The following is a 26,694-nucleotide window of genomic DNA, read 5'->3' as shown; positions in this document are numbered from 1 at the left end:
CAATAAAAAGAAATGGGGCTCAGCCGCGTCGTGCGTTGAAGGCCAGAGGCAAGCCTTGGCAGCCCTCGACTAGCCGGCCTTCATGCCAGGCCAGTTGCCCGGAGACCAAAGTCGTGGCTACTCGATAATGGAAACGATGGTGCTCGAACGGCGTCCACTGGCAGTGCGCCAGGACTGGATCGAGGCTGACAGCGCGGGGTTCGGGCAAACGCTCGATCAGCGTCATGTCCGCCCAGTAGCCCTCACGCAGGTAACCGCGTTCTGCGATGGCGAACAGGTCCGCGACGGCGTGGCTGGTCTTGCGCACCAGTTGGGCAACGGTCAGCACGCCCTCCTCCACCAGCTCGAGGAGCGCCACAAGTGCATGCTGTACCAACGGCAAACCTGAAGGCGCCGAGGCATACGGGCGTTGTTTCTCTGCCAAGGTGTGGGGGGCGTGATCGGTACCGATGACATCGATGCGGTCGCACAGCAGCGCCTGACGCAGGGCGTCCCGGTCTTCCCTGCTTTTGATGGCAGGGTTGCATTTGATCAGGTGGCCTAACCTGGCATAGTCGCGGTCATCGAAAAGCAGGTGATGTGCGCACACTTCAGCGGTGATCTGCTTGCCCTGCAAAGGCCCTGGCTGGAACAACTTCAGCTCCTGGGCGGTGGTCAGGTGCAGCACGTGCAGCCGTGTGCCGAACTGCTTGGCAAGCTGCACGGCCAGGCTCGAAGAGCGCAGGCAGGCATCGGCATCACGAATGATCGGGTGCATGGCCGGCGGGATGAAATCGCCGTAGCGCTCACGCATGCGCGCTTCGTTGGCGAGGATCGACGGGGTGTGCTCACAGTGCGCCAGGAGGATAGTCGGCACGCTGGCGAACAGCCGTTCCAGCACCCTTGGGTCATCCACCAGCATGTCACCGGTGGAGGCGCCCATGAACACCTTCACCCCCGCGACCTCACGTGGGTCGAGGGCTGCTACGGTATCGAGGTTGTCCTTGCTCACGCCGAAATGAAAACCGTAATTGGCAACCGAGGTGGCGGCGGCGCGGGCTTTCTTGTCCTGCAGGGCGGCAAGACCCAGCGTGGCTGGGTTGGTATTGGGCATGTCCATGAAACTGGTGATACCGCCCGCCACGGCGGCGCGCGACTCGCTGGCCATGCTGCCCTTGTGCGTAGCGCCAGGCTCACGAAAATGCACCTGGTCGTCGATCATGCCGGGGAGCAGCCATTGGCCACGGGCGTCGATTTCGATCGGCGCATTGACGCCCGTGATGCTGCGGGCGATTTTTTCGATACGGCCATGGGCGACCAGGACATCGGCCTCCTGTATGGCCCCTTCATTGACCAGGCGGGCGTTGCGAATGATGATCCGGCTCATGCGCCCACCTGCGCCGGGTTGCCCGTCACCACTACCTGATCACCCTGGATCGCGTTGTAGAAACAGCTACGGCGCCCCGTGTGACAAGCGGCCCCTTTCTGGTCTACCAACACCAACAGCGCGTCGCCATCGCAGTCCAGCCGCACGTCATGGACATGCTGCACATGCCCCGAGGTTTCGCCTTTGCGCCACAAGCGTCCGCGGCTACGCGACCAATAGCAGGCCCGCCGGGTCTCGAGGGTTTCCAGCAACGCCTCTTCATTCATCCAGGCCAGCATCAGCACCTCGCCGCTGTCATGCTGCTGAGTGATGGCGGGAATCAGCCCCTGGGGGCTCCAGGGAATGTGGCGAAGCACATCGGTCAAGGCAAAGCGGCTATCCGCTGCTGCCTGCTCAAGGGTAAGGAACATGATTTGCGACCTGCCGTAAATGTTATGTTATAACACTTATAACGTAGCAGATAACGCCCCTACGGTTCATCTTTTCGACTCGCGCAGGTAAAACGCCATGACCGAAACACGCACCAACCCTTGCACCGAAACCTACGCCGACACCGAACTGGCCTGCCTGGCAGGTGCCAAAGCAGCGCTCTACCATTGGGCCGCTACCGTGGCTACCCGTGATGTTGATCAGGTACTGGCACTGTACGCACCGGATGCGATCCTGGTGCCGACCCTGTCCAACCAAGTGCGTGACTGCGACGACAGCCGTCGCAACTATTTTGAAAATTTCCTCGCCAACGACGGGCTGGTCTGTGACATCCAGTTGTTCAAAAAGCGCGTCAGCCGCAAGCTGGGCACCGTGGTGGTCGGCGGCCAGTACACCTTCGTCTACCGTGAAGACGGCGAGCAACGGGTAGTGCCAGCGCGCTTTTTGTTCACCTTCGAACGAATCGAGCAGCAGTGGCTGATCACCGGCCACCATTCCTCCATCGAGGCATGAAGGCCGTGGCCCACTTCCCGCACTCAACGGGCGCTTTCCCCGCTACGCGCATGCGCCGTAACCGCGCTGACGAATGGACGCGTCGTCTGGTCGCTGAAAACCGCCTGTCTTGCGATGACCTGGTCTGGCCGGTCTTTCTCAAGGAAGGCTCAGGTACACGCGAGGCGATCAGCGCCATGCCGGGCCAGGTACGGGTGAGCCTGGCCGAACTACCGGATCATGTAGGCCGGGCGGTCGAGCTGGGCATTCCGGCCATTGCCCTGTTTCCCGCTACCCCGGCGCAGCGCAAGGACAGTGAGGGTAGCCACGCCCTCGACGCGGACAACCTGATCTGCCGCGCCGCCCGGTTGCTCAAGGCCACATTCCCCAACCTTGGCCTGATCGGCGACGTCGCCCTGGACCCCTACACCGACCATGGCCACGACGGGGTGCTGCGCCAAGGCCGCGTGGCCAACGACGAGACCCTGCAGGTGCTGGCGGCTCAAGCCGTGGTCCAGGCCCAGGCCGGCATCGACACCTTGGCACCCTCGGACATGATGGACGGGCGCATCGGCGCGCTCAGGTCCGCGCTGGACCTGGCCGGGTTCAACGAGGTGCGGCTGATGTCCTATGCCGCCAAGTACGCTTCCGGCTTCTACGGCCCGTTCCGCGATGCGCTGGGCTCGGCGGCCATGCTCAAAGGCGACAAGCGCTCGTACCAGATGGACCCGGCCAACAGCGACGAAGCCCTGCGTGAAGTCGCGCTGGACCTTCAAGAAGGCGCCGACATGGTGATGGTCAAGCCCGGCATGCCCTACCTGGACATCATTCAAAGGGTCAAGGCAACCTTTGCCGTGCCAACATTCGCCTACCAGGTCAGCGGCGAGTATTCGATGCTCAAGGCCGCGATCAACCAGGGCTGGCTGGATCCGGACACGGTCATTCTCGAGGCATTGATGGCGTTCAAACGTGCAGGGTGCAACGGCATTTTGACTTACTTCGCCCTGGAGGCCGCCACGCGACTGCGGCGGGGGTGACGGCCTTGATAGACGCATTCACATTGGTGATGTGAATGCGTCCGTTCAGCGCTTCATGTCAAAGGGGGGGGAACCGAGCGGCCGGGCGCTGGTTTGGCAATCACGCGCCCGTCGCGGTCAAGGATCACCCCAGGCAAATCGTGGCTCAGGGTCTCATGCTCCCGATAATGAATGACCGAGCGAATCGCTTCACCGCGCTTGAGGAGATCGAACGCGTGATTCAGCGTTTCGTGGTCCATGTTATGCGTGATGTAGGGGTCGACATTTATTTCCCCACGCAACCACTCGTCCACCATCCCCGGCAACTCGGAACGCCCCAGCACCCCGCCGAACGCGCTGCCCTTCCAGACGCGGCCGGTAACCAGCTGGAACGGCCGCGTGGCGATCTCCTCCCCGCCCCCTGCCACGCCGATGATGATGCTTTCGCCCCACCCTTTGTGGCAGCACTCAAGGGCTGCACGCATCAATTCCACATTACCGACGCATTCGAACGAAAAATCCACGCCGCCGTTGGTCATATCGATGATCACGTTTTGCAGCGGCTCGCGAAAATCCCTTGGGTTGACGCATTCGGTCGCCCCCAGGGAAAGGGCCAACGGAAACTTATTCGGGTTGACGTCGATCCCGATGATCCGCCCCGCCCCTTGTAACACCGCCCCCTGAATGACCGCCATGCCGACGGCGCCCAGGCCGAATACCGCAACCGTGTCACCGGGGCGTACCTTGGCGGTATTGCGCACGGCACCGATCCCGGTAGGAATCGCACAGCCCATGATCGAGGCCTTGGCCAACGGTGCCGCAGGGTCGATCTTGGCCACGGCGATTTCCGGCAGGACCGTGTACTCGCTGAATGTGGACGTGCCCATGTAATGAAAGATCGTGCGCCCCTTGTAGGAGAAGCGGCTGGTGCCATCGGGCATCAGCCCCTCCCCCTGGGTTTTGCGAATGGTCTGGCAAAGGTTGGTCTTGCCGGACTTGATGAACGGGCAGTTCGGATCTTCCGGTGTATAGAGCGGGATCACGTGATCGCCCGGCTTGACCGTGGTCACCCCCCGCCCCACGTCCTCGACGATACCGACGCCTTCATGGCCGAGGATGCAGGGGAACTTCCCTTCCGGGTCACGACCGGACAGGGTGAATACATCGGTGTGGCAAAGGCTCGTGGTGACGATGCGAACCAGCACCTCGCCCTCTTTGGGCCCCTGCAAGTCGACCTCTTCGAACTCAAGCGGTTGATTGGGCCCCCAGGCGATAGCTGCACGTGTTTTCATGTCGTTCTCCATGTAATGTTATAACGGATGAGAACATTAACCTGCGTGATTCCGTGCGCCAGATCACCCGGCCAAAAGTGGCCGGATCCGTACGAAATCTGTCCGCAAGCGCCCATGGAGTTCGATCGCGAATGTCTGACCAAGCCTCTTCTGAACGCAGGGTGCACATAGTCATCTACCCCGGTTTCAAATCAATCGAGGCTGTAGGTGCCCTGACCGTCTTCGACTACGCCAACAAACGTCAGGCGGCCGAAGGGTTACCTGCGGCCTACAGCCTGCATCTGGTGGCACCACAACCGGGGCTTGTAGGTTCGGACACCTTGGTCACCCTGCAAGCCGACGACCTTCGTAGCAGCCCACGCCCGCACACCGCACTGGTTGTCGGCGCACGTGACATTGGCACGGCGATAGTCGAGCAGCGGTTGATCGTCGACTGGTGCAGGCAGGCCGCCTCTCGCATCGAGCGGCTGGTTGGCGTCTGCTCGGGGGCCTTTTTTCTTGCCCAAGCGGGAGTCGTAGACGGCCTGAATGTCACTACCCACTGGAGCGTCGCCAGTAAGCTGGCCAGTGATTTCCCCTTGGTCAATGTCGACTCCGATGCCATCTTCATCGAGCAGGGGCGCATATGGACGTGTGCTGGCGTTTCAGCTGCCATCGACCTGAGCCTGGCGCTGGTCGAACAAGACCTCGGTCAGGAAATGGCCCTGCAAATTGCCCGCGAACTGGTGGTATTCCTCAAGCGCCCGGGTGGCCAATCGCAGTTCAGCCAGCACCTGGACAGCCAGATGACCCCGCACTCCGCGATCAGGCGCCTACGGTTGTGGATCCTGCAGAACCTTGATCGGCCGCTGAGCCTGGAGTTGCTCGCCGAGCGCGCGAACATGAGCAGTCGGAACTTGCGCCGGTTGTTCCACAGGGAATCGGGCTGCTCACCCTTGGTATTCATCGAGCGGGCGCGGATGGAGAAGGCAAGGCGGTTACTGGTGGACGAGGACACTGCACTCAAGCGCATTGCCGACCAGTGCGGTTTCGGCTCCGAAGAACAGATGCGCCGGGTGTTCCAGCGCAACCTCAAGCTGACCCCTCGGCGCTATAGGAAGCAATCCCGCGCTCAATGACGTCTGAGCCAATGAAGGATCACGCCTGCCCCCTTGCCGCGATCAGGCTGCCAGCCGGGGGTTTCTGGCGGAAGTAGCTGTCCAGCCCGTCGAATATCGCCTGCGCCACCTTGCGTTGATGGCGCACATCATGCAGCCGCCGGCAATCTCCAGCATTGGAAATGAAACCGGTCTCGACCAGGATCGAGGGTACCGCCGCTGACTTGAGCACGGCGAAGCCCGCCTGCTCCACCCGCGTTTGATGCAGGCCCGACACCTGCCCAAGCTCGGCGAGCACTTGATGACCGAGATCCAGGCTGGTGGCGATCGTCGAGTTCATCGACATGTCCAGCAGCACGCCCGCGACCATAGGGTCGTGCTCGCGCAGCTTGATCGGTAATCCCCCGCCGACCCTGTCGGCACCGTTTTCGCGCTGCGCCATCCAGTGTGCCATCGTCGACGTAGCGCCGCCTTGCGACAAGGCGAACACCGATGCCCCCGACGCCGTGAGCCGCGGTGCAGCATCGGCGTGTACCGAAACGAACAAGTCCGCGTTCAGCCGCTGAGCGAGTTCGGCACGCTTGCGCAGCGGAATGAATACATCGTCACGACGTACCAAGCGCGCCTTGTAGCCCTGCTGTGCATCGATGCGCTTGGCCAGCAAACTGGCGATCTGTAGCGCGACGCGTTTTTCCTGCTCCCCCTTGGCGCCCAGCGCGCCAGGATCTTTACCGCCATGCCCGGCATCGACCACGATCAACAGGTCGCGCTGACGGCGCGAGGGCTTGGCAACCGCTGGCACAACGGCCACCACTGGCTGAGTGAGCAGCAACTCCAGGCCATGGCTCGCTGTGTTGAGCGAGCGCACTTCGCTGCGCACCGCCGAGTCGGCCAAGTCGAGCACGATACGCAAGTCACCCGTGGCGGTAATGCCACTGCGCACGGCCGTGACCGCAGTGCCGTCCAGGGCGAGCTCGTTCAGTGACGCCTCGAGCGTGGCATGAGGAAGATCAAGCACCAATCGCGCAGGCGCTGTGAGGCTGAAATGCTTCGCGGCTACCGGCCCGGTCAACTCCAGCGACACCTTGGTCACGCTGCCCGCCCGGCTCACCCGGACCCGTTTCACCGCCTGCCCGGCTTGCGCCGCCAGAGGCAGCGGCAATGCCAGGCAGGCAAGCACTAATTTCAGCACTCTGCGTCGATCCATACGTACTCCTGTTGACCTGCGAACCAGCGGCCCCCCGGCAATTTAGCTGGCCATTCTCTAAATGTTACTTTATAACATTCGATATTCAGATGAAAATGAAGACTGCCTGCCAAACGCAAGGAGGCCAGCATGCAACTGACCAGCAATCAGCAACGTGTCCTGACGGCGCTTCGGCAAGCCGACAAGCCGCTCAGTGCCTACGCCATCCTGGACAGCCTGCGCAATGAAGGTGTCAGGGCGCCGACGCAGATCTACCGCGCGCTGGGCCACCTGGCCGAGCAAGGCTTGATTCACCGGCTAGAGTCTTTGAACGCTTATGTCAGTTGCACCTGCCCAGGCCAGTGCGAAGCAGGTTTCAGAGCGTTCGCCATCTGCGATAGCTGCGGCCATGTCGATGAGTTCAACGTGCCGCACCTGAGCCAGGCCTTGGGGCTCTGGATGAAACAGAACGTGTTTTCGCTGTGCAGCTCGGTCATCGAGTTGCACGGTAAATGTGCCCTCTGCACTCGCCGTGATGCAGGCGAGGACTGAGCAGAGCCGCACGCATGCGCACCACCCTTTATCACGAGGCGTCCCGATGAGCACCCCCATCCCCGATAGCAACGAGGCCGCGCTGCGCCCGCGCTTCGATGCCTGCCTGCTGACCAATGAGGCAATGGCCCAGCGACCGCAAGGCTGGATGAAGCTGCCCAACCCGTTCACCCGCGGGACCTGATTCATACGCCTTGCTGCAACGTGCAAGGCTCCCACCACTGGATATACATGATGAGCTCAGCATTACCCGACGTTTGCGTCACCGACCTCGCCCCTACCCTCAGCCCGCTGCAATGGGTCGGGATGCAAGGTATCGACCTGCCGTTAAGGATCGAAGAACCGGCCTACAAGCGCGAGCTGCACGCCCGGGCGGATGTCCAGGTCGACCTGCCAGCACCGCACGTCAAAGGCATTCACATGTCCAGGCTGTACCGCCTGCTGGACGCCTGGGGGGAGGCTGCAGCGCTGTCGCCTGCAAGCCTGTTTGCGCTGTTGCAGGACATGATCGATAGCCATCAGGACTGCGAAAGCCGCAATGCCAGGTTGCGCCTGGATTTCAACCTTCTGGTTCGCCGCCCTGCACTGGTGACCGAGGGCCTCTCAGGCTGGAAGTCGTACCCGGTTCACGTGCTCGCCACGAAGGTCGGTGGGGTGCCGAACCTGAGCATCGAGGTCAGGATCGGCTACTCCTCGACGTGCCCCTGCTCGGCCGCTTTGTCCCGGCAATTGATCGAGGATGGCTTTGTGCGAGCTTTCAAAGACCAGCCACTGCTCGAAGCCAGCGCCGTCGCGCAGTGGCTGCGCAGCAACGCATCGCTGGCCACGCCGCACAGCCAACGCAGCGAAGCCCGGGTGCGCGTCGCGGTGCCTGCCGACGCCCCTGATCTGGGGTTGCTGGCCCTCATCGACCAAGTCGAAGGCGCCCTGCGCACCCCGGTTCAGACCGCCGTGAAGCGGGCTGACGAACAGGCGTTCGCAGCCCTCAACGGGCAGAACCTGATGTTCGTCGAGGACGCTGCCCGGCGTATTCAGTTCAGCCTGCACGGTTACCGCGATAGCCAAGTGCATGTTCGCCACCTGGAAAGCCTGCACCCGCATGACGCCTCGGCTTGGTCCGCCCCGCAGGCCGCTGCACATGACTGAACCGATCTACCTGCACAACACGCTTACCCGGCGTAAGGAAGTGCTGCGAACCGCAAGCCCCGACCGAGTGACGATGTACGTCTGCGGCCCCACGGTCTACAACTATGCGCACATCGGCAATGCCCGCCCTGCGGTGGTCTTCGACCTGTTGGCCAGGCTGCTGCGCCACGACTACGCCGAGCTGGTGTATGCCCGCAACTTCACCGACGTAGACGACAAGATCAATGCCGCCGCGGCAGCGGCAGGCGTGCCCATCGCCGATATCACTGACCGCTTCATCGATGCGTACCATCAGGACATGACGGCACTCGGGGTGGCGTCACCCGACCTCGAGTCCCGGGTCACCGCGCACATCCCGCAGATCATCGAGTTGGTCGAGACCCTCATCGCGCGTAGCCATGCCTATGTGGCGCAAGGCCATGTCCTGTTCCACGTGCCCGCCTACCCAGCCTACGGCGAGCTTTCCGGCCGTAACACCAAGGACATGCTGGCGGGCGCCCGCGTGGAGGTCGCGCCTTACAAGCGCGACGCGCTGGACTTCGTGCTGTGGAAGCCGTCCACGGCCGACCAACCCGGCTGGAGCAGCCCCTGGGGCAGAGGCCGGCCGGGCTGGCATGTGGAGTGCTCGGCGATGATCGGGCAACACCTTGGGCATACCATCGACATCCACGGGGGTGGCCAGGACCTGATCTTCCCTCACCATGAGAACGAGATTGCCCAAGGCACCTGCGCCCACGGTACGTTGTACTGCCGCACCTGGGTGCACAACAGCTTCGTCACCGTGGATGGGCAGAAGATGTCCAAGTCACTGGGCAACGTGCTACTGGTGCGCGACCTGCTGGGCCAGGCCCCTGGCGAAGCGATTCGGCTGGCGTTGCTGTCCACCCACTACCGTCGCCCGATGGACTGGAACGCCGAGCGCCTGAGCGCGGCCGTGCAGAGCCTCATCCGCTTCTACGCTAGCCTGGCTCGCTGCGACGACGTGCCCGGCGCCGACGATGTGCCAGCCGACGCGCAATTGCTTGCCGCCCTCAGGAACGACCTGGGCGTCGCTGAAGCCCTGGCCCGCCTGCATGTGCTGCGCAAGGCGCTCGACAATGCCAGTGACGGTGCATCCCGTGCCCAGGCCAAGGCCCGGCTGCTCAAGTCGGCCGCGCTACTCGGCCTGTTGCAGCAGGCGCCGCTGGCAGCACTGCGGGCCCTGCAGCCACACAGGGACGAGCCGCCACCGCAAGCCGCGTTACTCCGTTTGCTCGAGGCCCGCGAGGCCGCGCGCAACGCCCGCGATTTTGCCACTGCCGACCGGCTGCGCAGCGAGCTGGAAGAGGCTGGCTACACCGCCGAGGATACCGCTCAAGGGCCAAGACTGCGCCGCCTCCAGCAGCCCACCCGCGGCCGCGACAATGCAGGTAACCCATGCTGATTCGCAAACTGTTCAAATTCGAGAACGCCCACATCGTGCGGGGCTGCAGCACCCGGCGCTGTTCCCACTCTATTCATGGGCACTCCTACAAGGTCGAGCTGATCCTGCACGCCGACGCGCTGGACAATGGCCAGATGGTCTACGATTTCGGCCTGCTCAAGGGCGACATCAGGGACTTGATCGACGCCTTTGACCATAGCGTCGCGCTGTGGTCCGGTGATGATCCCGACTACCTGGCGTCGGTCCGCCGGCATTCGGAACGCTGGGTGCTGGTGCCGGTTTCGCCCAGCGCCGAACAATTCTCGCGCCTGTTCTTCTGCCTGGTCGACGCAGCGTTGTCGCAGGCCGAAATGCGCAATGGCGAGGCGGATGTACGCTTGCATTCGGTCATCGTGCATGAAACCGAGACCGGCTACGCCCAGTGCTTCCGGGCAGACGCGCAGAACCCGCGAATGGGCCTGATCGACCTGCACGCCATCGAATTTTCGCCCGCCATCTGCCAAGCCTGGGCAAACCCTGGCGTGTTCGAGCACCTCAAATCCCACTCCGCCATGCTGCAGACCGAGCAAGGGCTGGGTTGACCGACCCGCTGCCACACTATTGAACGCCGAGCCTGAAAAAATGCCAGAAAACGCCCAACCCCCCGCCTTCTCCGTGACCTTGCCCGACGGGTCGCAGCGTCACTTCGACAGCCCCGTCACCGTGCTCGACGTCGCACGATCGATTGGCCCCGGCCTTGCTCGTAGCACCGTTGCCGGCAAGCTCGACGGGCAGTTGGTCGATGCCTGCGAGGTTATCGCCCACGATGTGAGCTTGCAGATCATCACGCCCAAGGATGACGAAGGCCTGGAAATCATCCGACACTCCTGCGCCCACCTGCTTGGGCACGCCTTGAAACAGTTGTTCCCCACCGCGCAGATGGTGATCGGGCCAGTGATTCGCGATGGCTTCTACTACGATGTCGCCTATGAAAGGCCGTTCACCCCGGCCGACCTGGAGGCTATCGAGGCCCGCATGCGCGAACTGATCGCCCAGGACTACGACGTGATCAAGCGCATGCTCAGCCGCGCAGAAGCCATCGACGTGTTCAGCGCCCGCAACGAAACCTACAAGCTTCGCTTGATCGACGATCTACCGATGGCCACGCACCTCGGCTTGTACTTCCATCAGGAATACGTCGACATGTGCCGCGGTCCGCATGTGCCGAACACCCGCCTGCTGAAAGCATTCAAGCTCACCAAGCTGGCCGGCGCCTACTGGCGCGGTGATGCGCGCAACGAACAACTGCAGCGCATCTATGGCACTGCCTGGGCCGATGCCAGACAGCTGGCGGAGCACCTGCGCGGTATCGAAGAGGCAGAAAAGCGCGATCATCGCAAATTGGGCCGCGAGCTCGACCTGTTTCATTTCGAAGACGATGCGCCTGGCGCGGTGTTCTGGCATCCACGGGGCTGGGCTGTGTTCCAGTCGCTGATCGCCTACATGCGTCGTCGCCGGGACGACGCAGACTACATCGAGGTCAACACGCCGGATGTGATGGACCGCAGCCTGTGGGAAATTTCCGGCCACTGGCACAACTACCGCGACAACATGTTCACCACCGAAACCGAAGATGGCCGTGCACTGGCGCTCAAGCCCATGAACTGCCCCGGCGGCTCGCTGCTTTACAAGCACGGCCTGAAAAGCTATCGGGACCTGCCAATTCGCATGGGCGAATTCGGCAAGGTGCACCGCTACGAACCCTCGGGTGCGCTGCACGGGCTGCTACGGGTGCGCCACTTCACCCAGGACGATGCGCACATCTTCTGCACGCCACAGCAGATGGGTCAGGAATGCCAGTCGGTGGTGGCCATGGTGCTCGACATCTATCGCCAGTTTGGCTTCGTGGATGTGCGTATCAAGCTTTCCACACGCCCGAACAACCGTATGGGCGACGATGCCACATGGGACCTGCTGGAAGGCTCGCTGATCACCGCGCTCAACGCTATGCACCTGGCCTATCAGGTGAACCCCGGCGAAGGCGCGTTCTATGGGCCGAAGCTTGAGTTCGTTCTGCGCGACGCCATTGGCCGGGACTGGCAATGCGGCACCCTGCAGGTGGATATGAACCTGCCAGCACGTTTCGGCCTGGAGTATGTCGACGAGGAAGGCCAGCGCCAGCGACCGGTGATGCTGCATAGTGCACTGTTCGGCTCGCTGGAGCGCTTCACTGGCATCCTGCTCGAACACCATGCCGGTAAGCTGCCAGCCTGGCTGTCGCCGGTACAGGTGGCGGTGTCCTCGATCACTCAGCAGTCCGCAGGTTATGCCCAGGATGTGGCGAAGCTGTTGCGCGGCGCCGGCTTGCGTGTCGAGGCCGATACGCGCAATGAAAAGATCGGCTACAAGGTGCGCGAGCAGACCTTGCAACGTGTTCCGTTCCTGTTGATTGCCGGTGCCAAGGAACAGGCAGAAGGCACCATCGCCATTCGCAACCGCGACGGACAAGACGTGGGCAGCTTCGAACTGCGTTCGGCCATCGACCTGCTGTTGCAGCAGTGCCAAGCGCCGGATGCGGCTGAGCGGCGACTGGAGATGGAGCGCCTGTGGGCGGGCGTCTCGCCTGCCAATCGCTCAGCGACTGCCTGACCCCGCCTTGAACCCACGCCTCTGGAGGGCAGCATTGCATGCGACCCTCCAGAATGCGCTGACACGGTTCGCCTTCTGGCCCAGCCTGCTGCTTACGGCTTGCCGCCAAACCCGGAAAAGCGTTTCTTGAAGTTGGCGATGCGCCCTTCAGTCGTGGCTTGACGTTGCTGGCCGGTGTACACCGGATGCGAGGCGCTGGAAACGTCCAGTTGCACGTAGGGATAAGTCTTGCCGTCGGTGTGCTGGTAGGTGCGGTCGGATTCGGCCGTAGAGCCGATGAGGAAGAAGATGTTCGCTGAGGTGTCGTGGAACAGCACGGGACGATAGTTGGGATGGATGCCAGGTTTCATGAATAACTCCTTAACGTTACTAGATAACATTACACGACCAATACGAATCACTTGCAACTGGAAATGATCATTAAGCTCTGGCGTTACGTTATTACATCTTCTAAAATGCGCGCCCCAAGATGAACGCTTCCTCATCAAGATTCATTCGTCAGGCCTGCGCCGTGGCACCTGACGTGTGTCCCTTGTAATCCCTTATCAACTCGCGGGCAGTACCCAAGCCAGGACAACTAAAAAATGCAGCGTTATGGCGTGACAAACGGAGACTTTTCGTGAACCCTCGTACACCCCTTCTGGCCGGCCTGACGCTGGGTTTGTTCGGCCAGCCGATTCTAGCGGCAGAACCTTTGGTGCTGGACGAAACCGCCATCACCGACGTTTACCTCCAGGAGCGCGCCGACGGGCCGGTGCAAGGTTATCGTGCCACCCGCTCAGCCACGGCCACCCGCACCGATACCGACATCCGCGACACACCGCAGAGTATCGATGTCGTGCCCGCGCAGGTCATCAAGGACCTCAACACCACCCGCATCGACCGCGCCCTAGACTTTGCTGGCGGCGTGTCGCGGCAGAACAATTTCGGCGGCCTGACGTTCCTCAACTACAGCGTGCGCGGCTTCACCACTGGCGAGCTGTACAAGAACGGTTTCGCCATCAACCGCGGCAGCTACAGCGCACCGGACACGTCCAGCATCGAGCGCATCGAAGTGCTCAAAGGCCCGGCTGCCAGCCTGTACGGCCGTGGCGACCCTGGAGGCCTGGTCAACATCGTCACCAAGCGTCCCCAGGCCGAAGCGTTCAGCAACCTCACCCTCAGTGCCGGCAGCTGGGACCGCTACCGCACCGCCCTGGACGCCAACTCGCCGCTGGACAGCGAAGGGAACCTGTTGGGCCGGATCAACCTCGCCATCGAGGACAACGATAGCTTCCGCGATCATGTCGGCAGCGAGCGCCGTATCGTCAGCCCCTCCCTGAGCTGGCAGCTGTCGCCCGACACCCGGCTGATGATCGACACCGAGTTTTCCCGTAGCGAGTCGGTGTTCGACCGTGGCATTCCGGCGGTCAACGGCGAAATGGGTTCGGTCAAGCGCTCGACCTTCCTCGGCGAGCCGAATGACGGCAAGATCCGCAACGACAACCAGACCCTCGACGTCGCACTGGAACACGTGCTCAACGACAACTGGAAGCTGCGCCTGGCCAACCACTACACCCAAGGCACGCTCAAGGGCAACAGCTCCGAGCCCCAGGCCCTGGTGGGCACCACCATCACGCGCTTCTATCGCGAACGCGACTTCGAATGGAACGACAACATCACCCAGGCCGAGTTGCACGGGCAGTTCGAGTTGGGTGGCTGGCAGCATCAGACCCTGGTCGGGCTGGAGTACGAAAACTACCGCAACAGCCAGAAGTACCCGCAAAGCGCCACCTCTGCAGGGTATGGCCTGGATATCTACAACCCGGTATACGGCAAGCCCAAGCCGGCCATCACCCGTGCCAACGACTTCTTCGAGCACACTGAAAGCTACGCGATCAACCTGCAAGACCAGATCGCCTTCACCGACCGCTTGCGCGGACTGCTGGGTGTACGCCTGGAGCGCTTCGAGCAGACATCGCAGAACCGCACCACCGGTGCCAGCGACAGCCAGGAAAAGGACGTCGCGACTCCGCGCATCGGGGTCTTGTATCAACTGACCCCGCAAGTCGGCGTGTTCGCCAACGCATCCACCTCGTTCAAACCCAACACCATCGGCACCCAGGGTCAGGTCTACAAGCCTGAAAAGGGCTTGGGTTACGAGACCGGGGTCAAGCTCGACCTGCTCGACAGCCGCCTGGGCGCGACCATCGCCCTGTTCCATATCGACAAGGAGAACGTCATCACCACTGACGCCCTTGGCGAGAGCGTGGCGGCTGGCGAGGCCCGCAGCCAAGGCCTGGACCTGCAGTTCAGCGGTCAGCTGACCGACGCCTTGCGGGTGATCGGTGCCTACGCCTATATCGACGCGGAGGTCACCAAGGGCGACGCGGCCCTGCCAAAAGGCAGCGACCTGCTGGGCATCGCTCGCAACAGCGGCAGCGTGATGGGTGTGTACGAATTCCAGGAAGGTGCCCTGCGCGGTTCGGACGTTGGGGCGGCGGTGAATTACGTCGGCGAACGTTCCGGTCAGGCCGGCAGCGACTTCGCCCTGGACGCCTATACCACCGTCGACCTGTTGGCGCATTACAAGGCCAGCGAACAGGTCACCGTCGGCCTCAACCTCAACAACCTGTTCGACCGCAAGTACTACGAACGGTCGTACAACAGTTCTTGGGTGCTGCCCGGTGAGCCGCGCAACTTCAGTGTCAGCCTGACCCTGAGCCTTTGAACCGAGGAATCATCATGCATCCATCGTTGAAAGTCGCCTCACTGCTGACCCTGATGGTCAGCGTCAACGCAGGCGCCCACGGCCTGTGGACCGAGGAGCGACGCGGCAATATCGAGGTCGTGTACGGCCACGGCGCCGAGGATAACGCCTACAAGGCGCAGAAGATCAAGCGCGCCTGGGCGTTCGACGCGACCGGGGACATGGTCCCGGTCACCGTCGAGCGCCTGGCGGACCATGCTGTTCTGCAGCCGCTCACGCCGCCTGCGGCACTGGCCGTGCTGCTGGACAACGGGCCTTGGTCGCAGCGCCCGGACAAGCAGTGGGTCAATCAGGATCGCACCCACATCAAGGATGCGATCGCCTCCACCCACAGCTTCAAGTACAGCCTGGCGATCTACCAGAGCGGTGCTCGGCTGCCGAAACTGGACATGCTGCGTTTGGCGATCGTTCCCCTGAGCGATCCTCTGCAGGTCGGCCCGGGCAAGATGCTGGAAGTGCAGGTGCTGCTCGATGGCAAACCGGCTGCGGATATCCCGCTGCTGGGCGATTACCGGGGCGCCCCTCACCAGGTCAGCGCCACCACCGACCAGCAAGGCCGCGCACGTGTCACCGTTCGCAATGAAGGGCTCAACATCATCGCGGCTCAGGCTACCCTGCCGATGGCCGAAGGCAGCCCCGTTGCCCAGCAGAGCTTCTTCAGTTCGCTGACGTTCCTGGGTGAACCGCACCACGAGTGACGAAAGTAGCGTACCTCGGCCATCTCGGCCGAGGTACGGCAGGGATGTCAGCCCAAAGGACCGACGGTCTCCCAGCGGGTTGGAAGAAGCTGCGCCCGCCAACTACGCTGAATGCCTCAGCACTCGTTAAAGGCGTTCGAAATGGGTACCTGCAACCAGCATCCCCACCATGACCATCAGCACAAACCCGGCTGCGGCCACACTGCAATCGAGCACGATGGGCATATCGATTACCTGCACGACGGGCACTTGCATCACGTACATGGCGACCATGTCGATGAACACACACTGGAAGCCAACGGCCAGAATCCCGACCGTTGCACCCCCGGCCACCAATGTGGCGGCCATGCTGCCGACCATACCCACGGCCCGGGCTGCGGGCATGAGGCGATCCCCCATGGTGATCATGTCGATTACCTGGTCGATGGCCACCTCCACCACCCGCACGGCGATCACTGCGACGACCACGGCCCGGTGACCGTGGTCAAATGACCGTTGCCCGCCTCCAGCCGGCAAGGGCTGGAGGCGCTGGCCTCACTGGCCTGCCAGCGCCTGGGTGAGGGTTTGCACATTCTGCCGATACATGCCCAGGTAGGTACTGGCAGGGCCTTGGGCGGCAAGTGCATCGGAATACAGCGTCCCACCTATCTTCGCTCCGGTATCGTCGGCAATCTGCTGCATCAGCCGGGAATCCTTGATGTTCTCGATGAACACGGCCTTGATCTTGTCGCGCTTGATCATCGAAATGATGCTGGCGACATCCTTGGCAGTAGGCTCCTGGTCGGTGGAAAGGCCTTGGGGTGCCAGGAACTCGATGCCGTAAGCCTGGCCCAGGTAACCGAAGGCATCATGCGAGGTAACGATACGCCGGTTGTTTGTTGGTAAGGCCGCGAAGCTTTTCTTCACCTCGGCCAGCAAGGCGTCGATCTGCTGCTGGTAGGCAGCCAGGTGGCTGCGATAGGCCTGCGCATTGCCGGGGTCAACCGCTTCCAGCGCCTTGGCAATATTGGCCGCGTAGATCTTGGCGTTGGCCAGGCTGTTCCAGGCATGAGGGTCGGGGATGGTCTGGCCCTCCTCGTCCAAGGTACGCGGAAGGATCCCCTGGCTAGCCCGGACGACCTGAGCCTGGGTGCCGGTGGTCTTGATCAGGCGGTCCAGCCAGGGCTCGAAGTTCAGGCCGTTCTCCACCACCAGGCGCGCCTGCAACACGTGCCTGGCATCATCCGGCGTGGTTTCGTAGACATGCGCATCGCTGTCGGGCCCGACGATATTGATGACCTTTACCTGATCGCCACCGAGCTGTCGGGTGATATCGGCCAGAATACTGAAGCTGGTCACTACCTTGATGCGTTCGGCGGCAGACAGTAACGGTGACAGCAACAACATGAGCACAACGATCAACGGGCGCATAGCGGCTCCTCAGTGAGTGACAGGGGTGTAGTGACGACGCAGCAGCCCGCGGACCGGCCCCACCATCACCGACAGCAGGTAGGCACAGCCGGCCACGACGACGATCGCCGGGCCACAGGGCAGTGAGGCGTAGTAGGACAACAGCAACCCCAGCCAGACCGAGCCCATGCCGATCAGCGCCGAAATGGCTATCAGCCAGGGCAGGCGCTGGCTCCAGAAACGTGCGGCGATGGCTGGCAGCATCATCAGGCCAACCACCATCAAGGCGCCGATGGCCTGGAAGCCAACCACCAGGTTGATGACCACCAGGCCCAGGAACACGCCATGGGCGATTGGCCCAAAGCGACTGACGCTGCGCAGGAACAGGGGGTCCAGGCTGTCGAGCAGCAAAGGCCGGTAAATCAGGGCAAAAGCCAAGAGACTGCCTACGGCTACCCACACCATGGTTTGCAAGGTCGCCTGATCGACCGCCAGGGCCGAGCCGAACAGCAACCCCAGCAAGTCCAGGCGCTTGCCCGCCAGCCCGAGCAGCAGAACGCCCGAAGCCAGTGAAATCGGGTAAACCGCCGCCAGGCTTGCGTCCTCACGCAAACCGGTGTGCCGGCTCACCAGGGCTGAAAAGCCTGCCACCATCAAGCCCGCCACCAGGCCGCCCAGTGTCATGGCAACCACGGACAGCCCTGCCAGCCAAAAGCCCAAAGCAGCGCCCGGTAAAATGCCATGGGAAATGGCGTCACCGATCAGGCTCATGCGCCGTACCACCAGGAATACCCCCAACGGCGCGACACTCAGCGCAAGGGTGAGCCCGCCGAACAGCGCACGGCGCATGAAGGCGAACTCGACGAAAGGTGCCCATGCCATATCCAGCATCACTGCACCTGCCCCAGTGCGGCACGCCCGATCACAGATTGACTGGGTCCGTATTGGCACCCCTCGCGGTCGATCAGCAGGCAATAGTCGGCCATCGCTTGCACGCGCGGCAGGTCATGACTGACCACCACCACTGTCTGGCCAGCTTTGTGCCAAGCGTCGATATGCCGCCAGAGCAACGCCTGCCCCGGCTTGTCCAGCGCCGAGTCCGGCTCGTCGAGCAGCAGCAGGTTGGCGTCGGTCAGGCTCAAGCGTGCCAGCAGCGCACGCTGCAGTTCGCCGCCGGAAAGCGCTTCGAGCGGGTGGGCTGCGAGCTTTTCGATTTCCCAGGCTTGCAATGCCTGGCGCAACCGCTCGCTGCGCTCCCGACGGTGCAGGCGTTGCCCCCAGAAGCCGCCACTGACCAGCTCGCCCAGGCTGATGGGGAACTGCCGGTCAATGGCAGAGCGCTGGACCAGATAGCCAATTTTCGTGCCTTCGGCACTGATGCGAAGGCGCCCGGACAGAGGCTTCTGCAAGCCGGCAAGCACCTTCAAGAGGCTGCTTTTGCCAGCACCATTGGCCCCCACCACTGCAGTCAAACTACCCGCTGGCAGCGTGATGTTCAGGTGCGGGGTCAACGGGCTTTTGGCAGCCCCCCACAAGAGGTCTTGGCACAGAATCACGGGTGAGTTCCAAAACGAAAGGAATGACGCGGCCGGAAAACGCTGGCCTCACCCGATTAATGATATGTTATAACACGTCGAAAGCAACGCCTTTCTTTCTAGTCACAGCCTTTCAAACGATTGCAACTGAGTCGGCCCGGGCCGCCGCTAGAGGTAGAAAAGCGTGTGATTACCGCATACCAACAAAGCACTTTTACTCGACATCCGTTGTGCTCGGGCAGCGAACTGCATCATTCGGTTGAATGCTCACACCTTAAAAAACACCCTGTTCAGATGTTTCAGAAGATGTAGAATCGCGCCGCCACATCTAACCTGACAACTCAGTGCCATCCAGAGTACTGCCATGAAACCGGCCCGCCACACACGATCGCATGTCGCCTGGGTGCTGTATTTCAGCATTCTGTTCGGCTCGTTGCTGTGCGCCATGGGCCATGGGCAGATGGCCGGGTTGCGCCTTGCCGGTTTGGATGACGCCGCCTGGTGCTCCGCCGACGCCAGCGGCGCGTTCAAAGCTGAGCAAGACACTGCCGACCCCATGCTGCCTGCCGGCGGTGACTGCGTGATCGCCAGCCTGTTCAGCGCCACGCTGCTGGCTGTATTTTTCGGCCTGCTGACCCTGCTCGCCGAACAGCCGGCCAGCCCCTTACCCAGCCAACCCACGCCACGCCTGCCCAAGCTGCGCTGGCCACGGGTGAACCCCCGCGCCTCTCCTGCTTCGCTTCCCGCGTTCTGACATCGCCCCCGAGCCACCCGACCGGCATCGGCGGTGCGTTCATCGATTTCAACCAGGAAGCCTCGCATGCTCCGCATGACCACTTTGGCGCTGCTCGTTGGCAGCGCAAACTGCGCCTGGGCGCAGGATGAAACCCTTACATTGCCATCCAGCACCATTACCGCCACCGCTGACCAACCCACCGAGGCCACGCGCCTGGACCTCGACCGCCCCATCGAAAGCGGCTCGCGCCTTAACCTCAGCGCCCGTGAGAACCCCGCTTCGGTCAGTGTGGCCGACCGCAAGACCATGGAGCGTATCGGCGCGCGCAACTTCCAGGACGCCGCCAACGCACTGCCTGGTGTGAACGCCTCGGCGCCGCCAGGCTGGGGCGGCTATGTGTCGTACCGGGGTTTCAATGGCGCGCAGATCAGCCAGTTGTTCAATGGCATCAATTTGCAGTATGGCGGCGCAGCGCGCCCGGTGGGCGCCTGGATCTACGACCGCATCGAATTGCTCGGCGGGCCGTCCTCCTTCCTCAACGGCAGCGGTGCTGTCGGTGGCAGCCTGAACTTCATCACCCGGCTGGCAAGCCGAGACGAAGACACGTTTGAAGGGCGCGTCAGTTATGGCCGCTTCGACACTACTGAAACCTCGGTCGGTTTCAACAAGGCGCTCAACACAGGCGACGGCCCGCGCCATTACGCCCGTCTCGACTACAGCCGCACCAGCACCAACGGCTACATCGATCGCCAGGAGAATGGGGCCGGCAACCTGGCCTTTTCGCTGCTCAGCGACATCAACGACCAGCTCTCGCACACGCTGGCCATCGAATACCTGGAAGAGAAAGAAGACAGCCCCTACTGGGGCACTCCGGTATTGCAGCCACTGGTCGGCACCCTACACATCGACAAGCACAACCGTTTCAACAACTACAACGTTGAAGACGGTCGCTACGAACAGCGCACTCGCTGGCTACGCTCGATCACCGACTACCGCTTCGACGACAATACCCAACTGCGCAATACCTTCTATCACTACAACGGCCAGCGCGATTACCGCAACCTCGAGGTGTATCGCTACAACGCCGACAACAGCGCCATCGCTCGCTCGGGCGGCTACCGCCAGCGTCACGACCAGGAGGTGAACGGCGACAGGGTCGAGCTGACCCATCAGGGTGAGCTGTTCGGCCTGGCCAGTGACTGGGCGTTCGGCATGGATTACAACAGCAACCAGCAAACCAACTACCCGCTGTCCAAGGGCGCGTTCGACACGGTTGACCCCAATGGCTTCGAGCCAGGGCACTTCCTCGATATCCCCGGTATGGACGCGCCTATGGCCAAGGGACGCACCACCACCACCGACACCACCTCGGCCTTCGTCGAGAACCGTACCCGTCTGACGGATCAGCTGTCAGTGATAACCGCCTTGCGCTACGACCACATCGATTTCGACGTCATCGACCACGTTGCGCGGGCCAAGCTGGACCGGCGCTGGGACGCTGTGACCGGTCGCCTGGGCCTGGTCTACGACCTGACCCCGAATGTCAGCCTCTATACCCAATACAGCACCTCGGCCGAGCCGCCGGGAGGCACCCTGACCAGTGCCTCGATCAGCCAAGTGGGCGACTTCGACCTGAGTACCGGGCGCCAGGTCGAAGTGGGCAGCAAGTTCGACTTCCTCGATGGCCGTGGTACGGCCACTGCAGCGGCCTACCGGATCGTGCGCAAGAACATCTCGGTGCCCTCCTCGACCGTGCCAAACACCACCGAGCAGGCAGGCCAGCAGACCTCTACCGGTATCGAACTGGCCGCTTCGTTCAAAGTCACGCCCAAGCTGCTGGCGGCAGGTAACTTCAGCTGGGTGAACGCCGAATACGACGAATTCAACGAGACCATCAGCGGTGTGGTGTATTCGCGCAAAGGCAAGAACCCGGTGAACATCCCTGATCGGGTGGCCAATCTCTGGCTGACCTACGACCTCGCCCCGGGCTGGCAGGTCGGCGCCGACGCCCGTTATGTGTCGTCGGTGTACGCCAACACCGCCAATACCTCGTGGGTACCGTCCTACACCGTTTACGGGCTTTCCATGACCCACGACCTGGACAAGCACGTGCAAGTCAGCGCGCGGTTGCGAAACCTGACCGACGAGGTCTACGCCCGGTTCATCCACCAGACCAATACCCAGTACTACCTGGGTGAGCCGCGCAGCCTGGAAGTCGCCGTGCAGTGGCGCTACTGATGAGCGTAAAGCGCCAGCTCTACCTGTGGCACCGCTGGCTGGGAATCGTCGCCTGCGTGTTCATGGCGCTGTGGTTCGTCTCTGGGGTGGTCATGCTGTATGTCGGCTACCCCAAGCTGACACCGGCCGAACGCCTTGCCCACCTGCCGGCGTTGCCTGCGGGTTGCTGCGCCGAGTTACCCGAGCAGTGGGCGCAGCAGCCTCTGAAAGCGCTGCGCCTGACCAGCCTGGGTGGGCGGCCGTATTACCTGTTGGAATTGGCCGATGGCCGCCGCGTCGCGCTCGACGCTGCCAGCGGCCAGCCCCTGGCGCAGGTCGGCGCCGGCTGGGCACTGGAAAGCGCCCGGCAGTATGCAGGCGAGGTCGGGTTGGCGTACCGGGGCACAGTGGACGAGGACATGTGGACCCACTCCACCGCCTTGGACAGCGACCGCCCCTTGCACCGGGTGCAAGTCGTCGATGCAGCCGGTACCTGGCTGTACCTGTCCGGACGTACTGCAGAAGTGGTGCGTGACGTCACAGCCCGGGAGCGCGCCTGGAACTGGGTCGGGGCCTGGCTGCATTGGCTCTACCCGCTACGCGGCGGGTTTGGGTTCAGCAACGGCTGGCGCACCCTGGTAATCGGGCTGTCTCTGGCCGCAACGATCATGGCGCTGCTGGGCATGGCTGTCGGCATCTTGCGCCTGCGGCTGCGCAAGCGCTATCGCAGTGGCTCGTGCAGCCCTTATCCCGGCGGTTGGCTGCGCTGGCACCATATAGGTGGGTTACTGTTCGGTGGGATGTTGGTGCTGTGGATATTCAGCGGATTCATGTCGATGCGCCCTTGGGGCCTCACCGACAGTCGCTCGCAACTGGCCACCCAGGCTCTGCATCGAGGGCCGCTACGTGCGGTGGACATCGGCCAGCCAGTGGCTCAAGCCTTGGCCCGCCTGCACAAGATACCTGGGTTCGACCCTGTGGAACTGCAGTGGCAACGCCTTGGCGCTGACACCTTTCTGGTGGCCCGCGATGCCGTGGGCGATAGTCGGATTCTGGAGGCCGACGCGGCACCCGTACGGCAGTTGTCCGAGCAACGCCTGCTCAACGCTGCCCAGGCGATGGCGGCAGGCATCCCGGTGCATACCCATTGGCAGCGCCACTACGACGCCTACTACTTCGCCCGCGACGCCCAGAGCATGTATGGCTCCCAGCGCCGCCCGTTGCCGGTGCTGCGCCTGCGATTCGACGACGCCGCCAGCACTTGGGTCTACCTTGATCCGGCCAGCGGGGAAATGGTGGCCAGCCACGATACCAGGCAACGCACCGGCCGCTGGCTGTTCAATCTCTTGCACAGCTGGGACCTGCAACCCCTGCTGCAAAGGCCGGCGTTACGCGAAAGCCTGATCATCGCCTTGAGCATCGGCGGCCTGGTGATCTCGCTAAGTGGAATCATCTTAGGCTGGCGCAGGCTACGTCGCTCCACAGTTCGAGCCCGCGGTTGAACGGCTTTGGCAGCGGTGATCAGATAGCCGCCCACTTGGCCAGCGTCAAGGTGCTCGCGGCCCGAAATTTCAACTGAGCACCTGAAAAGACAAAAGCCGGGGCGTTGATACGCCCCGGCTTTTGTTTGACCCGATGAAAACCCTGCCAAGAGTCAAACACCGGATCGACTTCAACGTAGCACGGCCTCGGCTCAACGCCGCCCTGCGACATCCTGCCGCACCCCATGCATCAACCAGGCAGGTAAGCCTTGGCAGCCCGTAGTGCGGCAGGGTGTCGCACCTGACAGGCATGCGTACTCCCATAGACTCTGCCTTCCAATAAAAAACCTGAGAGGTCGGTCATGAAAAAAACACTGGCAATGCTTGCTTGCCTGGCAACCGCCAGCCTGGCTCAAGCGGCCCAGGACCCGGAGGCAGTGTTCAACCGCGCGTGCCAGATGTGCCACAACGGCCAACTGCCCACGGCACCGAAAAAAGGTGACCACGAGGCCTGGAAGCCACGGCTGGCCCAAGGCAACGATGTACTGGTCAAGCACGTCACCGAAGGCTTCAACGCCATGCCGCCGCGCGGCCTGTGCATGGATTGCACCGCAGACGACTACAAGGCCGTGATCGACTACATGTCCAAGTGATTGGCGTACCAGGGCCGCCTTAAGCAAGGCTCGCCCTTGGTAACCGCCTACACAGGGTCAGTGCGGCGGTATCTCGCAAGCCAAATTCAGGTGCGGCAGGCTGTCGCACCCTGCGTGAACAGCAAGCGTTGCTAGACTCGCGCACCGCCCCATTACAACCGCCGCAGTCATCGAGCAAGGGATATGCACCGATCAGCAGGACGTCGTCACGCCTACGCCTGGCTCCTTTACGCCAGCGTGCTGTTTGCCGTGCTGCACTGCGGGCTCGGCCACGGCCAGACCAGCGGCCTGACGCTCAATGGCGCAGGTAGCGCCTTCTGCGGCCACGCCGGGGCCCCGCCCGGTCCGCTTGGCTTCGCGCCAAGGCTGGGTGACACCTTGGCCGCAGGCGCTACGCTCGATTGCCCCTTGTGCAGCCACACCGGCCTGGCATTGATGCCCCTGCTGCGCGACCTTCCGGTCGTCCGGGTGACACCTGACAGTTCCCTGCCCGCCTCCCCTGCAGCCTGGCCTCGTCGCCTTTGGCCTGCAGTCAACCCCCGCGCCTCACCCGCCCTGCCCTGAATCAACCCAGTAGCCTCACCACGCCCCTGGCTCTATACACATGGGGATGTCGCCTGGCGCGTGGACTACGGCTCGCCTTGCCACTTTTGCATTCAGGAATACCCAGAGCATGAAGAACAAGACAATCTGCTGCGCTGCTGCACTCGCGTTATCAAGTGGTGCCACGCTGGCCCAGACCAACACGGTGGAGTTGGCCGAAACCTCGGTGGTCGGGACCTCGGTCATCGACCAGAACAACGTTGACAGCTTCGGCAGCTTGACCACCGTGGTAGGCCAGGAGCAAATCCGCGACCTCAACGCCCTCGACCTGTCCTCGGCCCTGCGTCGTACACCCGGCGTAGTGGTGTCGCGCTTCAACCCGGTAGGCTCGTTCGGCGGTGCCGAAGGCGGTGCGGTGTACATCCGCGGCATGGGTGCCAGCCGCCCGGGCAGCGAGATCAAGACCTACATCGACGGCGTTCCGTTCTACATGGGCGTCTGGGGCCACCCGTTGCTCGACTTGCTGCCGATCAACGCGATGCAGAGCATCAGCGTGTACAAAGGCCCGCAGCCGCAGAAGTTCGGCAACACCTTCGCGGCCATCGACCTGACGCCCAAGGTTGCCGAGCAGGGCGACAACCACCATGGGGAGCTGCAACTCACCGGCGGCAGCTTCCGCACAGCCACCGAACAAGCCAGCCTGATTGGCCGGGAAGGCGATTTTGATTACCTGCTGGCCCAGGGAGCGGCCCACTCCGACGGTGACCGCAGTGACGGTGATGGCCGGCTGAACAATGGCATGGCGCGCTTGGGTTACCGGCTGAATGAGAACTGGAGTACCGGGTTGCTGCTGCTGCATGCCAACAACCAGGTCTCAGACCCCGGGCAGAAAGGCCTGCCGGAAACCAAGAATGGTGAGTTCAATACCCGCGGCACACTCGCTTCGCTGTCCTTGGCGCACAATCACGAATGGGGCGATGGCAGCCTCAAGGTCTACCACAACGAAGGCCGAGGTTCGGCCCTTGACCAGACCGGCTTGGACGGCGACACCATCAGTGACTTCACGCTCCAAGGCATCCGCTGGGAAGAACAGCTGCGCCCCTGGCAAGGCGGCGAAGTGGCCTTGGGCCTGGACATCGACGAGAGCAAGGGCGAGGTCCACTTCAAGCGCATCGCCCCGGCGCCACAAGCGAAGTTCGATGCGCCCACCCTGCGCGTGACATCGCCGCACCTCGCCGTCAGCCATGCCTTTGCCCTCAACGACACCTGGACCCTGACCCCCTCGGTCGGCGTACGCACGTATGAGCACAATGTGTTCGACAACGCCACCGCCCCGCACGCCGGCCTGTTGCTGTCATCGAGCAATGTCGAGTTCCGTGCCAACGCCTCGCGCGGCATCAACTACCCCGGCCTGGAAGCCTCGGTGATGTCGAGCCTGATCCCGGCGCTGGGTGAAACCTGGAAGGACCTGAAGCCCGAGAAAGTCGACCACCAGGAACTGGGCGTGCGCTTCAACCCCATCGACAGCGCCACCCTGGACCTCGCGGTGTTCAAGGACAAGCTGCAGGACCGCTATCTGTTCGCCTTCCCGCCGGCCGTGTCGAGCCCCTCCTACATCAACCTGGGTGACTACGACATCAAGGGTGCCGAAGCCACCTGGCAGCAGCGCTGGACCAGCAATTGGAGCAGCTTCGTCGGCTTCACCTGGCTCGATCCGTCCCTCAAGACCCTGCCCTACGCGCCGCAGAAATCGCTGTCGCTGGGCACCACCTACGAGACCGGGCCTTGGCGCCTGTCGGCTGATGCGCAGTACCAGAAAGACATGTACGTGCTGGCCGAGGAACGCACCGCCGGCGCCAGCAACTTCTCCAAAGTCGATAGCTTCACCGTGGTCAACATGCGCGTCGGTTACGCCGTACCCGCACTGGGCAAGGTGGGCGAAGTGTTCGTCGCCGTGGAGAACCTGTTCGACCGTGACTACGCCTACCGTACCAACTACCCGATGCCCGGTACTTCGGCGCAACTGGGTGTGAAGATGGGCTTCTGAGCCCGCCACCGGAAGCTGC

At 62.6% G+C, this 26,694-nt stretch carries 26 protein-coding genes; 17 read left to right on the top strand and 9 right to left on the bottom strand.

Annotation, left to right across the window (positions count from 1 at the left end):
* Window positions 1-19: 19 nt before the first annotated feature.
* Window positions 20-1,366: a dihydroorotase gene (locus JNA92_RS23675; protein WP_241806956.1), complete on the bottom strand. Its 1,347-nt coding sequence runs from the start codon at window positions 1,364-1,366 to the stop codon at window positions 20-22.
* Window positions 1,363-1,776: a phosphoribosyl-AMP cyclohydrolase gene (gene hisI, locus JNA92_RS23670; RefSeq protein WP_241806955.1), complete on the bottom strand. Its 414-nt coding sequence runs from the start codon at window positions 1,774-1,776 to the stop codon at window positions 1,363-1,365. Before hisI ends, JNA92_RS23675 begins: the two co-directional genes overlap by 4 nt.
* A 97-nt stretch (window positions 1,777-1,873) precedes the next feature.
* On the opposite strand from hisI, the gene JNA92_RS23665 reads away from it, so the two are divergent.
* Complete coding sequence (locus JNA92_RS23665) at window positions 1,874-2,308, top strand: DUF4440 domain-containing protein (RefSeq protein WP_241806954.1); 435 nt, start codon at window positions 1,874-1,876, stop codon at window positions 2,306-2,308.
* Entirely contained in the window at window positions 2,305-3,324 is a 1,020-nt protein-coding gene (hemB, locus tag JNA92_RS23660) for a porphobilinogen synthase (protein WP_241806953.1), read from the top strand. Before JNA92_RS23665 ends, hemB begins: the two co-directional genes overlap by 4 nt.
* A 53-nt stretch (window positions 3,325-3,377) precedes the next feature.
* On the opposite strand, the gene JNA92_RS23655 is transcribed toward hemB, so the two are convergent.
* Entirely contained in the window at window positions 3,378-4,595 is a 1,218-nt protein-coding gene (locus JNA92_RS23655) for an S-(hydroxymethyl)glutathione dehydrogenase/class III alcohol dehydrogenase (protein ID WP_241806952.1), read from the bottom strand.
* A 131-nt stretch (window positions 4,596-4,726) separates the two neighbouring features.
* On the opposite strand from JNA92_RS23655, the gene JNA92_RS23650 reads away from it, so the two are divergent.
* A complete protein-coding gene (locus JNA92_RS23650) occupies window positions 4,727-5,713 on the top strand; it encodes a GlxA family transcriptional regulator (RefSeq protein ID WP_241806951.1) in 987 nt (328 codons plus the stop codon).
* Window positions 5,714-5,732: 19 nt separating this feature from the next.
* On the opposite strand, the gene JNA92_RS23645 is transcribed toward JNA92_RS23650, so the two are convergent.
* Window positions 5,733-6,899 (bottom strand): N-acetylmuramoyl-L-alanine amidase, encoded by a 1,167-nt coding sequence (locus tag JNA92_RS23645; RefSeq protein WP_241806950.1) that lies wholly within the window; start codon window positions 6,897-6,899, stop codon window positions 5,733-5,735.
* A gap of 129 nt (window positions 6,900-7,028) precedes the next feature.
* On the opposite strand from JNA92_RS23645, the gene JNA92_RS23640 reads away from it, so the two are divergent.
* From JNA92_RS23640 to thrS, 6 genes are read left to right on the top strand one after another with little or no spacing between them, the layout of a single operon-like run.
* Window positions 7,029-7,430 (top strand): Fur family transcriptional regulator, encoded by a 402-nt coding sequence (locus tag JNA92_RS23640; RefSeq protein ID WP_241806949.1) that lies wholly within the window; start codon window positions 7,029-7,031, stop codon window positions 7,428-7,430.
* 46 nt (window positions 7,431-7,476) lie between these two features.
* Window positions 7,477-7,614: a hypothetical protein gene (locus JNA92_RS23635; protein WP_241806948.1), complete on the top strand. Its 138-nt coding sequence runs from the start codon at window positions 7,477-7,479 to the stop codon at window positions 7,612-7,614.
* Window positions 7,615-7,664: 50 nt separating this feature from the next.
* Window positions 7,665-8,576: a GTP cyclohydrolase FolE2 gene (gene folE2, locus JNA92_RS23630; RefSeq protein ID WP_241806947.1), complete on the top strand. Its 912-nt coding sequence runs from the start codon at window positions 7,665-7,667 to the stop codon at window positions 8,574-8,576.
* Entirely contained in the window at window positions 8,569-9,999 is a 1,431-nt protein-coding gene (cysS, locus tag JNA92_RS23625) for a cysteine--tRNA ligase (protein ID WP_241806946.1), read from the top strand. Before folE2 ends, cysS begins: the two co-directional genes overlap by 8 nt.
* Window positions 9,993-10,580 carry a 6-pyruvoyl trahydropterin synthase family protein gene (locus tag JNA92_RS23620; RefSeq protein ID WP_241806945.1) on the top strand — a complete coding sequence of 196 codons (588 nt, stop codon included), beginning with the start codon at window positions 9,993-9,995 and terminating at the stop codon, window positions 10,578-10,580. Before cysS ends, JNA92_RS23620 begins: the two co-directional genes overlap by 7 nt.
* Window positions 10,581-10,620: 40 nt before the next feature.
* Window positions 10,621-12,627, top strand: a complete 2,007-nt coding sequence (thrS, locus tag JNA92_RS23615; RefSeq protein ID WP_241806944.1) for a threonine--tRNA ligase — start codon at window positions 10,621-10,623, stop codon at window positions 12,625-12,627.
* A 92-nt stretch (window positions 12,628-12,719) separates the two neighbouring features.
* On the opposite strand, the gene JNA92_RS23610 is transcribed toward thrS, so the two are convergent.
* Window positions 12,720-12,977: a type B 50S ribosomal protein L31 gene (locus JNA92_RS23610; RefSeq protein WP_241806943.1), complete on the bottom strand. Its 258-nt coding sequence runs from the start codon at window positions 12,975-12,977 to the stop codon at window positions 12,720-12,722.
* A 269-nt stretch (window positions 12,978-13,246) separates the two neighbouring features.
* Between JNA92_RS23610 and JNA92_RS23605 the strand changes: the two genes are divergently transcribed.
* Together JNA92_RS23605 and JNA92_RS23600 are read left to right on the top strand one after the other, a co-directional pair.
* Window positions 13,247-15,337: a TonB-dependent siderophore receptor gene (locus JNA92_RS23605; RefSeq protein WP_241806942.1), complete on the top strand. Its 2,091-nt coding sequence runs from the start codon at window positions 13,247-13,249 to the stop codon at window positions 15,335-15,337.
* 14 nt (window positions 15,338-15,351) lie between these two features.
* Window positions 15,352-16,074 carry a DUF4198 domain-containing protein gene (locus JNA92_RS23600; protein ID WP_241806941.1) on the top strand — a complete coding sequence of 241 codons (723 nt, stop codon included), beginning with the start codon at window positions 15,352-15,354 and terminating at the stop codon, window positions 16,072-16,074.
* 126 nt (window positions 16,075-16,200) lie between these two features.
* Here the strand turns inward: JNA92_RS23600 and JNA92_RS23595 are convergent, their stop codons facing one another.
* The 4 genes from JNA92_RS23595 to JNA92_RS23580 all read right to left on the bottom strand — a co-directional run bounded on the left by JNA92_RS23595 (window position 16,201) and on the right by JNA92_RS23580 (window position 19,019).
* Window positions 16,201-16,542, bottom strand: coding sequence for a hypothetical protein (locus JNA92_RS23595; protein WP_241806980.1), 342 nt, complete (start codon window positions 16,540-16,542; stop codon window positions 16,201-16,203).
* Window positions 16,543-16,608: 66 nt separating this feature from the next.
* Window positions 16,609-17,484, bottom strand: a complete 876-nt coding sequence (locus JNA92_RS23590) for a metal ABC transporter substrate-binding protein (protein ID WP_241806940.1) — start codon at window positions 17,482-17,484, stop codon at window positions 16,609-16,611.
* 9 nt (window positions 17,485-17,493) lie between these two features.
* A complete protein-coding gene (locus JNA92_RS23585) occupies window positions 17,494-18,354 on the bottom strand; it encodes a metal ABC transporter permease (RefSeq protein WP_241806939.1) in 861 nt (286 codons plus the stop codon).
* Window positions 18,354-19,019, bottom strand: coding sequence for a metal ABC transporter ATP-binding protein (locus tag JNA92_RS23580; protein WP_241806938.1), 666 nt, complete (start codon window positions 19,017-19,019; stop codon window positions 18,354-18,356). Before JNA92_RS23580 ends, JNA92_RS23585 begins: the two co-directional genes overlap by 1 nt.
* 343 nt (window positions 19,020-19,362) lie before the next feature.
* Here JNA92_RS23580 and JNA92_RS23575 point away from each other — a divergent pair, with 343 nt between their 5' ends.
* The 6 genes from JNA92_RS23575 to JNA92_RS23550 all read left to right on the top strand — a co-directional run bounded on the left by JNA92_RS23575 (window position 19,363) and on the right by JNA92_RS23550 (window position 26,675).
* On the top strand, window positions 19,363-19,752 hold the full coding sequence (locus JNA92_RS23575; RefSeq protein WP_241806937.1) for a DUF2946 family protein: 390 nt from the start codon (window positions 19,363-19,365) through the stop codon (window positions 19,750-19,752).
* A 66-nt stretch (window positions 19,753-19,818) separates the two neighbouring features.
* Window positions 19,819-21,972 carry a TonB-dependent receptor gene (locus JNA92_RS23570; RefSeq protein ID WP_241806936.1) on the top strand — a complete coding sequence of 718 codons (2,154 nt, stop codon included), beginning with the start codon at window positions 19,819-19,821 and terminating at the stop codon, window positions 21,970-21,972.
* Complete coding sequence (locus tag JNA92_RS23565; RefSeq protein WP_241806935.1) at window positions 21,972-23,453, top strand: PepSY domain-containing protein; 1,482 nt, start codon at window positions 21,972-21,974, stop codon at window positions 23,451-23,453. Before JNA92_RS23570 ends, JNA92_RS23565 begins: the two co-directional genes overlap by 1 nt.
* A gap of 341 nt (window positions 23,454-23,794) precedes the next feature.
* The gene (locus JNA92_RS23560; RefSeq protein ID WP_241806934.1) at window positions 23,795-24,085 is read left to right on the top strand and encodes a c-type cytochrome; all 291 of its coding nucleotides are present in this window, start codon (window positions 23,795-23,797) and stop codon (window positions 24,083-24,085) included.
* Between the two features lie 183 nt (window positions 24,086-24,268).
* Complete coding sequence (locus JNA92_RS23555; RefSeq protein ID WP_241806933.1) at window positions 24,269-24,649, top strand: DUF2946 family protein; 381 nt, start codon at window positions 24,269-24,271, stop codon at window positions 24,647-24,649.
* 109 nt (window positions 24,650-24,758) lie between these two features.
* Entirely contained in the window at window positions 24,759-26,675 is a 1,917-nt protein-coding gene (locus JNA92_RS23550) for a TonB-dependent receptor (protein WP_241806932.1), read from the top strand.
* The last annotated feature ends 19 nt before the right edge of the window (window positions 26,676-26,694 follow it).

Source organism: Pseudomonas putida, from assembly GCF_022627325.1.
GTDB lineage: Bacteria > Pseudomonadota > Gammaproteobacteria > Pseudomonadales > Pseudomonadaceae > Aquipseudomonas > Aquipseudomonas putida_X.
The sequence above is the reverse complement of the archived record's forward strand: the minus strand, read 5'-3'. Positions and strand labels throughout refer to the sequence as shown.

Coding starts and splice junctions, on each gene's coding strand:
- cysS (WP_241806946.1), top strand. CDS start 8,569: ATGACTGAACCGATCTACCTGCACAACACGCTTACCCGGCGTAAGGAA.
- JNA92_RS23590 (WP_241806940.1), bottom strand. CDS start 17,484: ATGCGCCCGTTGATCGTTGTGCTCATGTTGTTGCTGTCACCGTTACTG.
- JNA92_RS23635 (WP_241806948.1), top strand. CDS start 7,477: ATGAGCACCCCCATCCCCGATAGCAACGAGGCCGCGCTGCGCCCGCGC.
- thrS (WP_241806944.1), top strand. CDS start 10,621: ATGCCAGAAAACGCCCAACCCCCCGCCTTCTCCGTGACCTTGCCCGAC.
- JNA92_RS23550 (WP_241806932.1), top strand. CDS start 24,759: ATGAAGAACAAGACAATCTGCTGCGCTGCTGCACTCGCGTTATCAAGT.
- JNA92_RS23655 (WP_241806952.1), bottom strand. CDS start 4,595: ATGAAAACACGTGCAGCTATCGCCTGGGGGCCCAATCAACCGCTTGAG.
- JNA92_RS23650 (WP_241806951.1), top strand. CDS start 4,727: ATGTCTGACCAAGCCTCTTCTGAACGCAGGGTGCACATAGTCATCTAC.
- JNA92_RS23585 (WP_241806939.1), bottom strand. CDS start 18,354: ATGCTGGATATGGCATGGGCACCTTTCGTCGAGTTCGCCTTCATGCGC.
- JNA92_RS23565 (WP_241806935.1), top strand. CDS start 21,972: ATGAGCGTAAAGCGCCAGCTCTACCTGTGGCACCGCTGGCTGGGAATC.
- JNA92_RS23675 (WP_241806956.1), bottom strand. CDS start 1,366: ATGAGCCGGATCATCATTCGCAACGCCCGCCTGGTCAATGAAGGGGCC.
- JNA92_RS23640 (WP_241806949.1), top strand. CDS start 7,029: ATGCAACTGACCAGCAATCAGCAACGTGTCCTGACGGCGCTTCGGCAA.
- folE2 (WP_241806947.1), top strand. CDS start 7,665: ATGAGCTCAGCATTACCCGACGTTTGCGTCACCGACCTCGCCCCTACC.
- JNA92_RS23645 (WP_241806950.1), bottom strand. CDS start 6,899: ATGGATCGACGCAGAGTGCTGAAATTAGTGCTTGCCTGCCTGGCATTG.
- JNA92_RS23610 (WP_241806943.1), bottom strand. CDS start 12,977: ATGAAACCTGGCATCCATCCCAACTATCGTCCCGTGCTGTTCCACGAC.
- JNA92_RS23665 (WP_241806954.1), top strand. CDS start 1,874: ATGACCGAAACACGCACCAACCCTTGCACCGAAACCTACGCCGACACC.
- hemB (WP_241806953.1), top strand. CDS start 2,305: ATGAAGGCCGTGGCCCACTTCCCGCACTCAACGGGCGCTTTCCCCGCT.
- JNA92_RS23560 (WP_241806934.1), top strand. CDS start 23,795: ATGAAAAAAACACTGGCAATGCTTGCTTGCCTGGCAACCGCCAGCCTG.
- JNA92_RS23600 (WP_241806941.1), top strand. CDS start 15,352: ATGCATCCATCGTTGAAAGTCGCCTCACTGCTGACCCTGATGGTCAGC.
- JNA92_RS23555 (WP_241806933.1), top strand. CDS start 24,269: ATGCACCGATCAGCAGGACGTCGTCACGCCTACGCCTGGCTCCTTTAC.
- JNA92_RS23575 (WP_241806937.1), top strand. CDS start 19,363: ATGAAACCGGCCCGCCACACACGATCGCATGTCGCCTGGGTGCTGTAT.
- JNA92_RS23570 (WP_241806936.1), top strand. CDS start 19,819: ATGCTCCGCATGACCACTTTGGCGCTGCTCGTTGGCAGCGCAAACTGC.
- JNA92_RS23620 (WP_241806945.1), top strand. CDS start 9,993: ATGCTGATTCGCAAACTGTTCAAATTCGAGAACGCCCACATCGTGCGG.
- hisI (WP_241806955.1), bottom strand. CDS start 1,776: ATGTTCCTTACCCTTGAGCAGGCAGCAGCGGATAGCCGCTTTGCCTTG.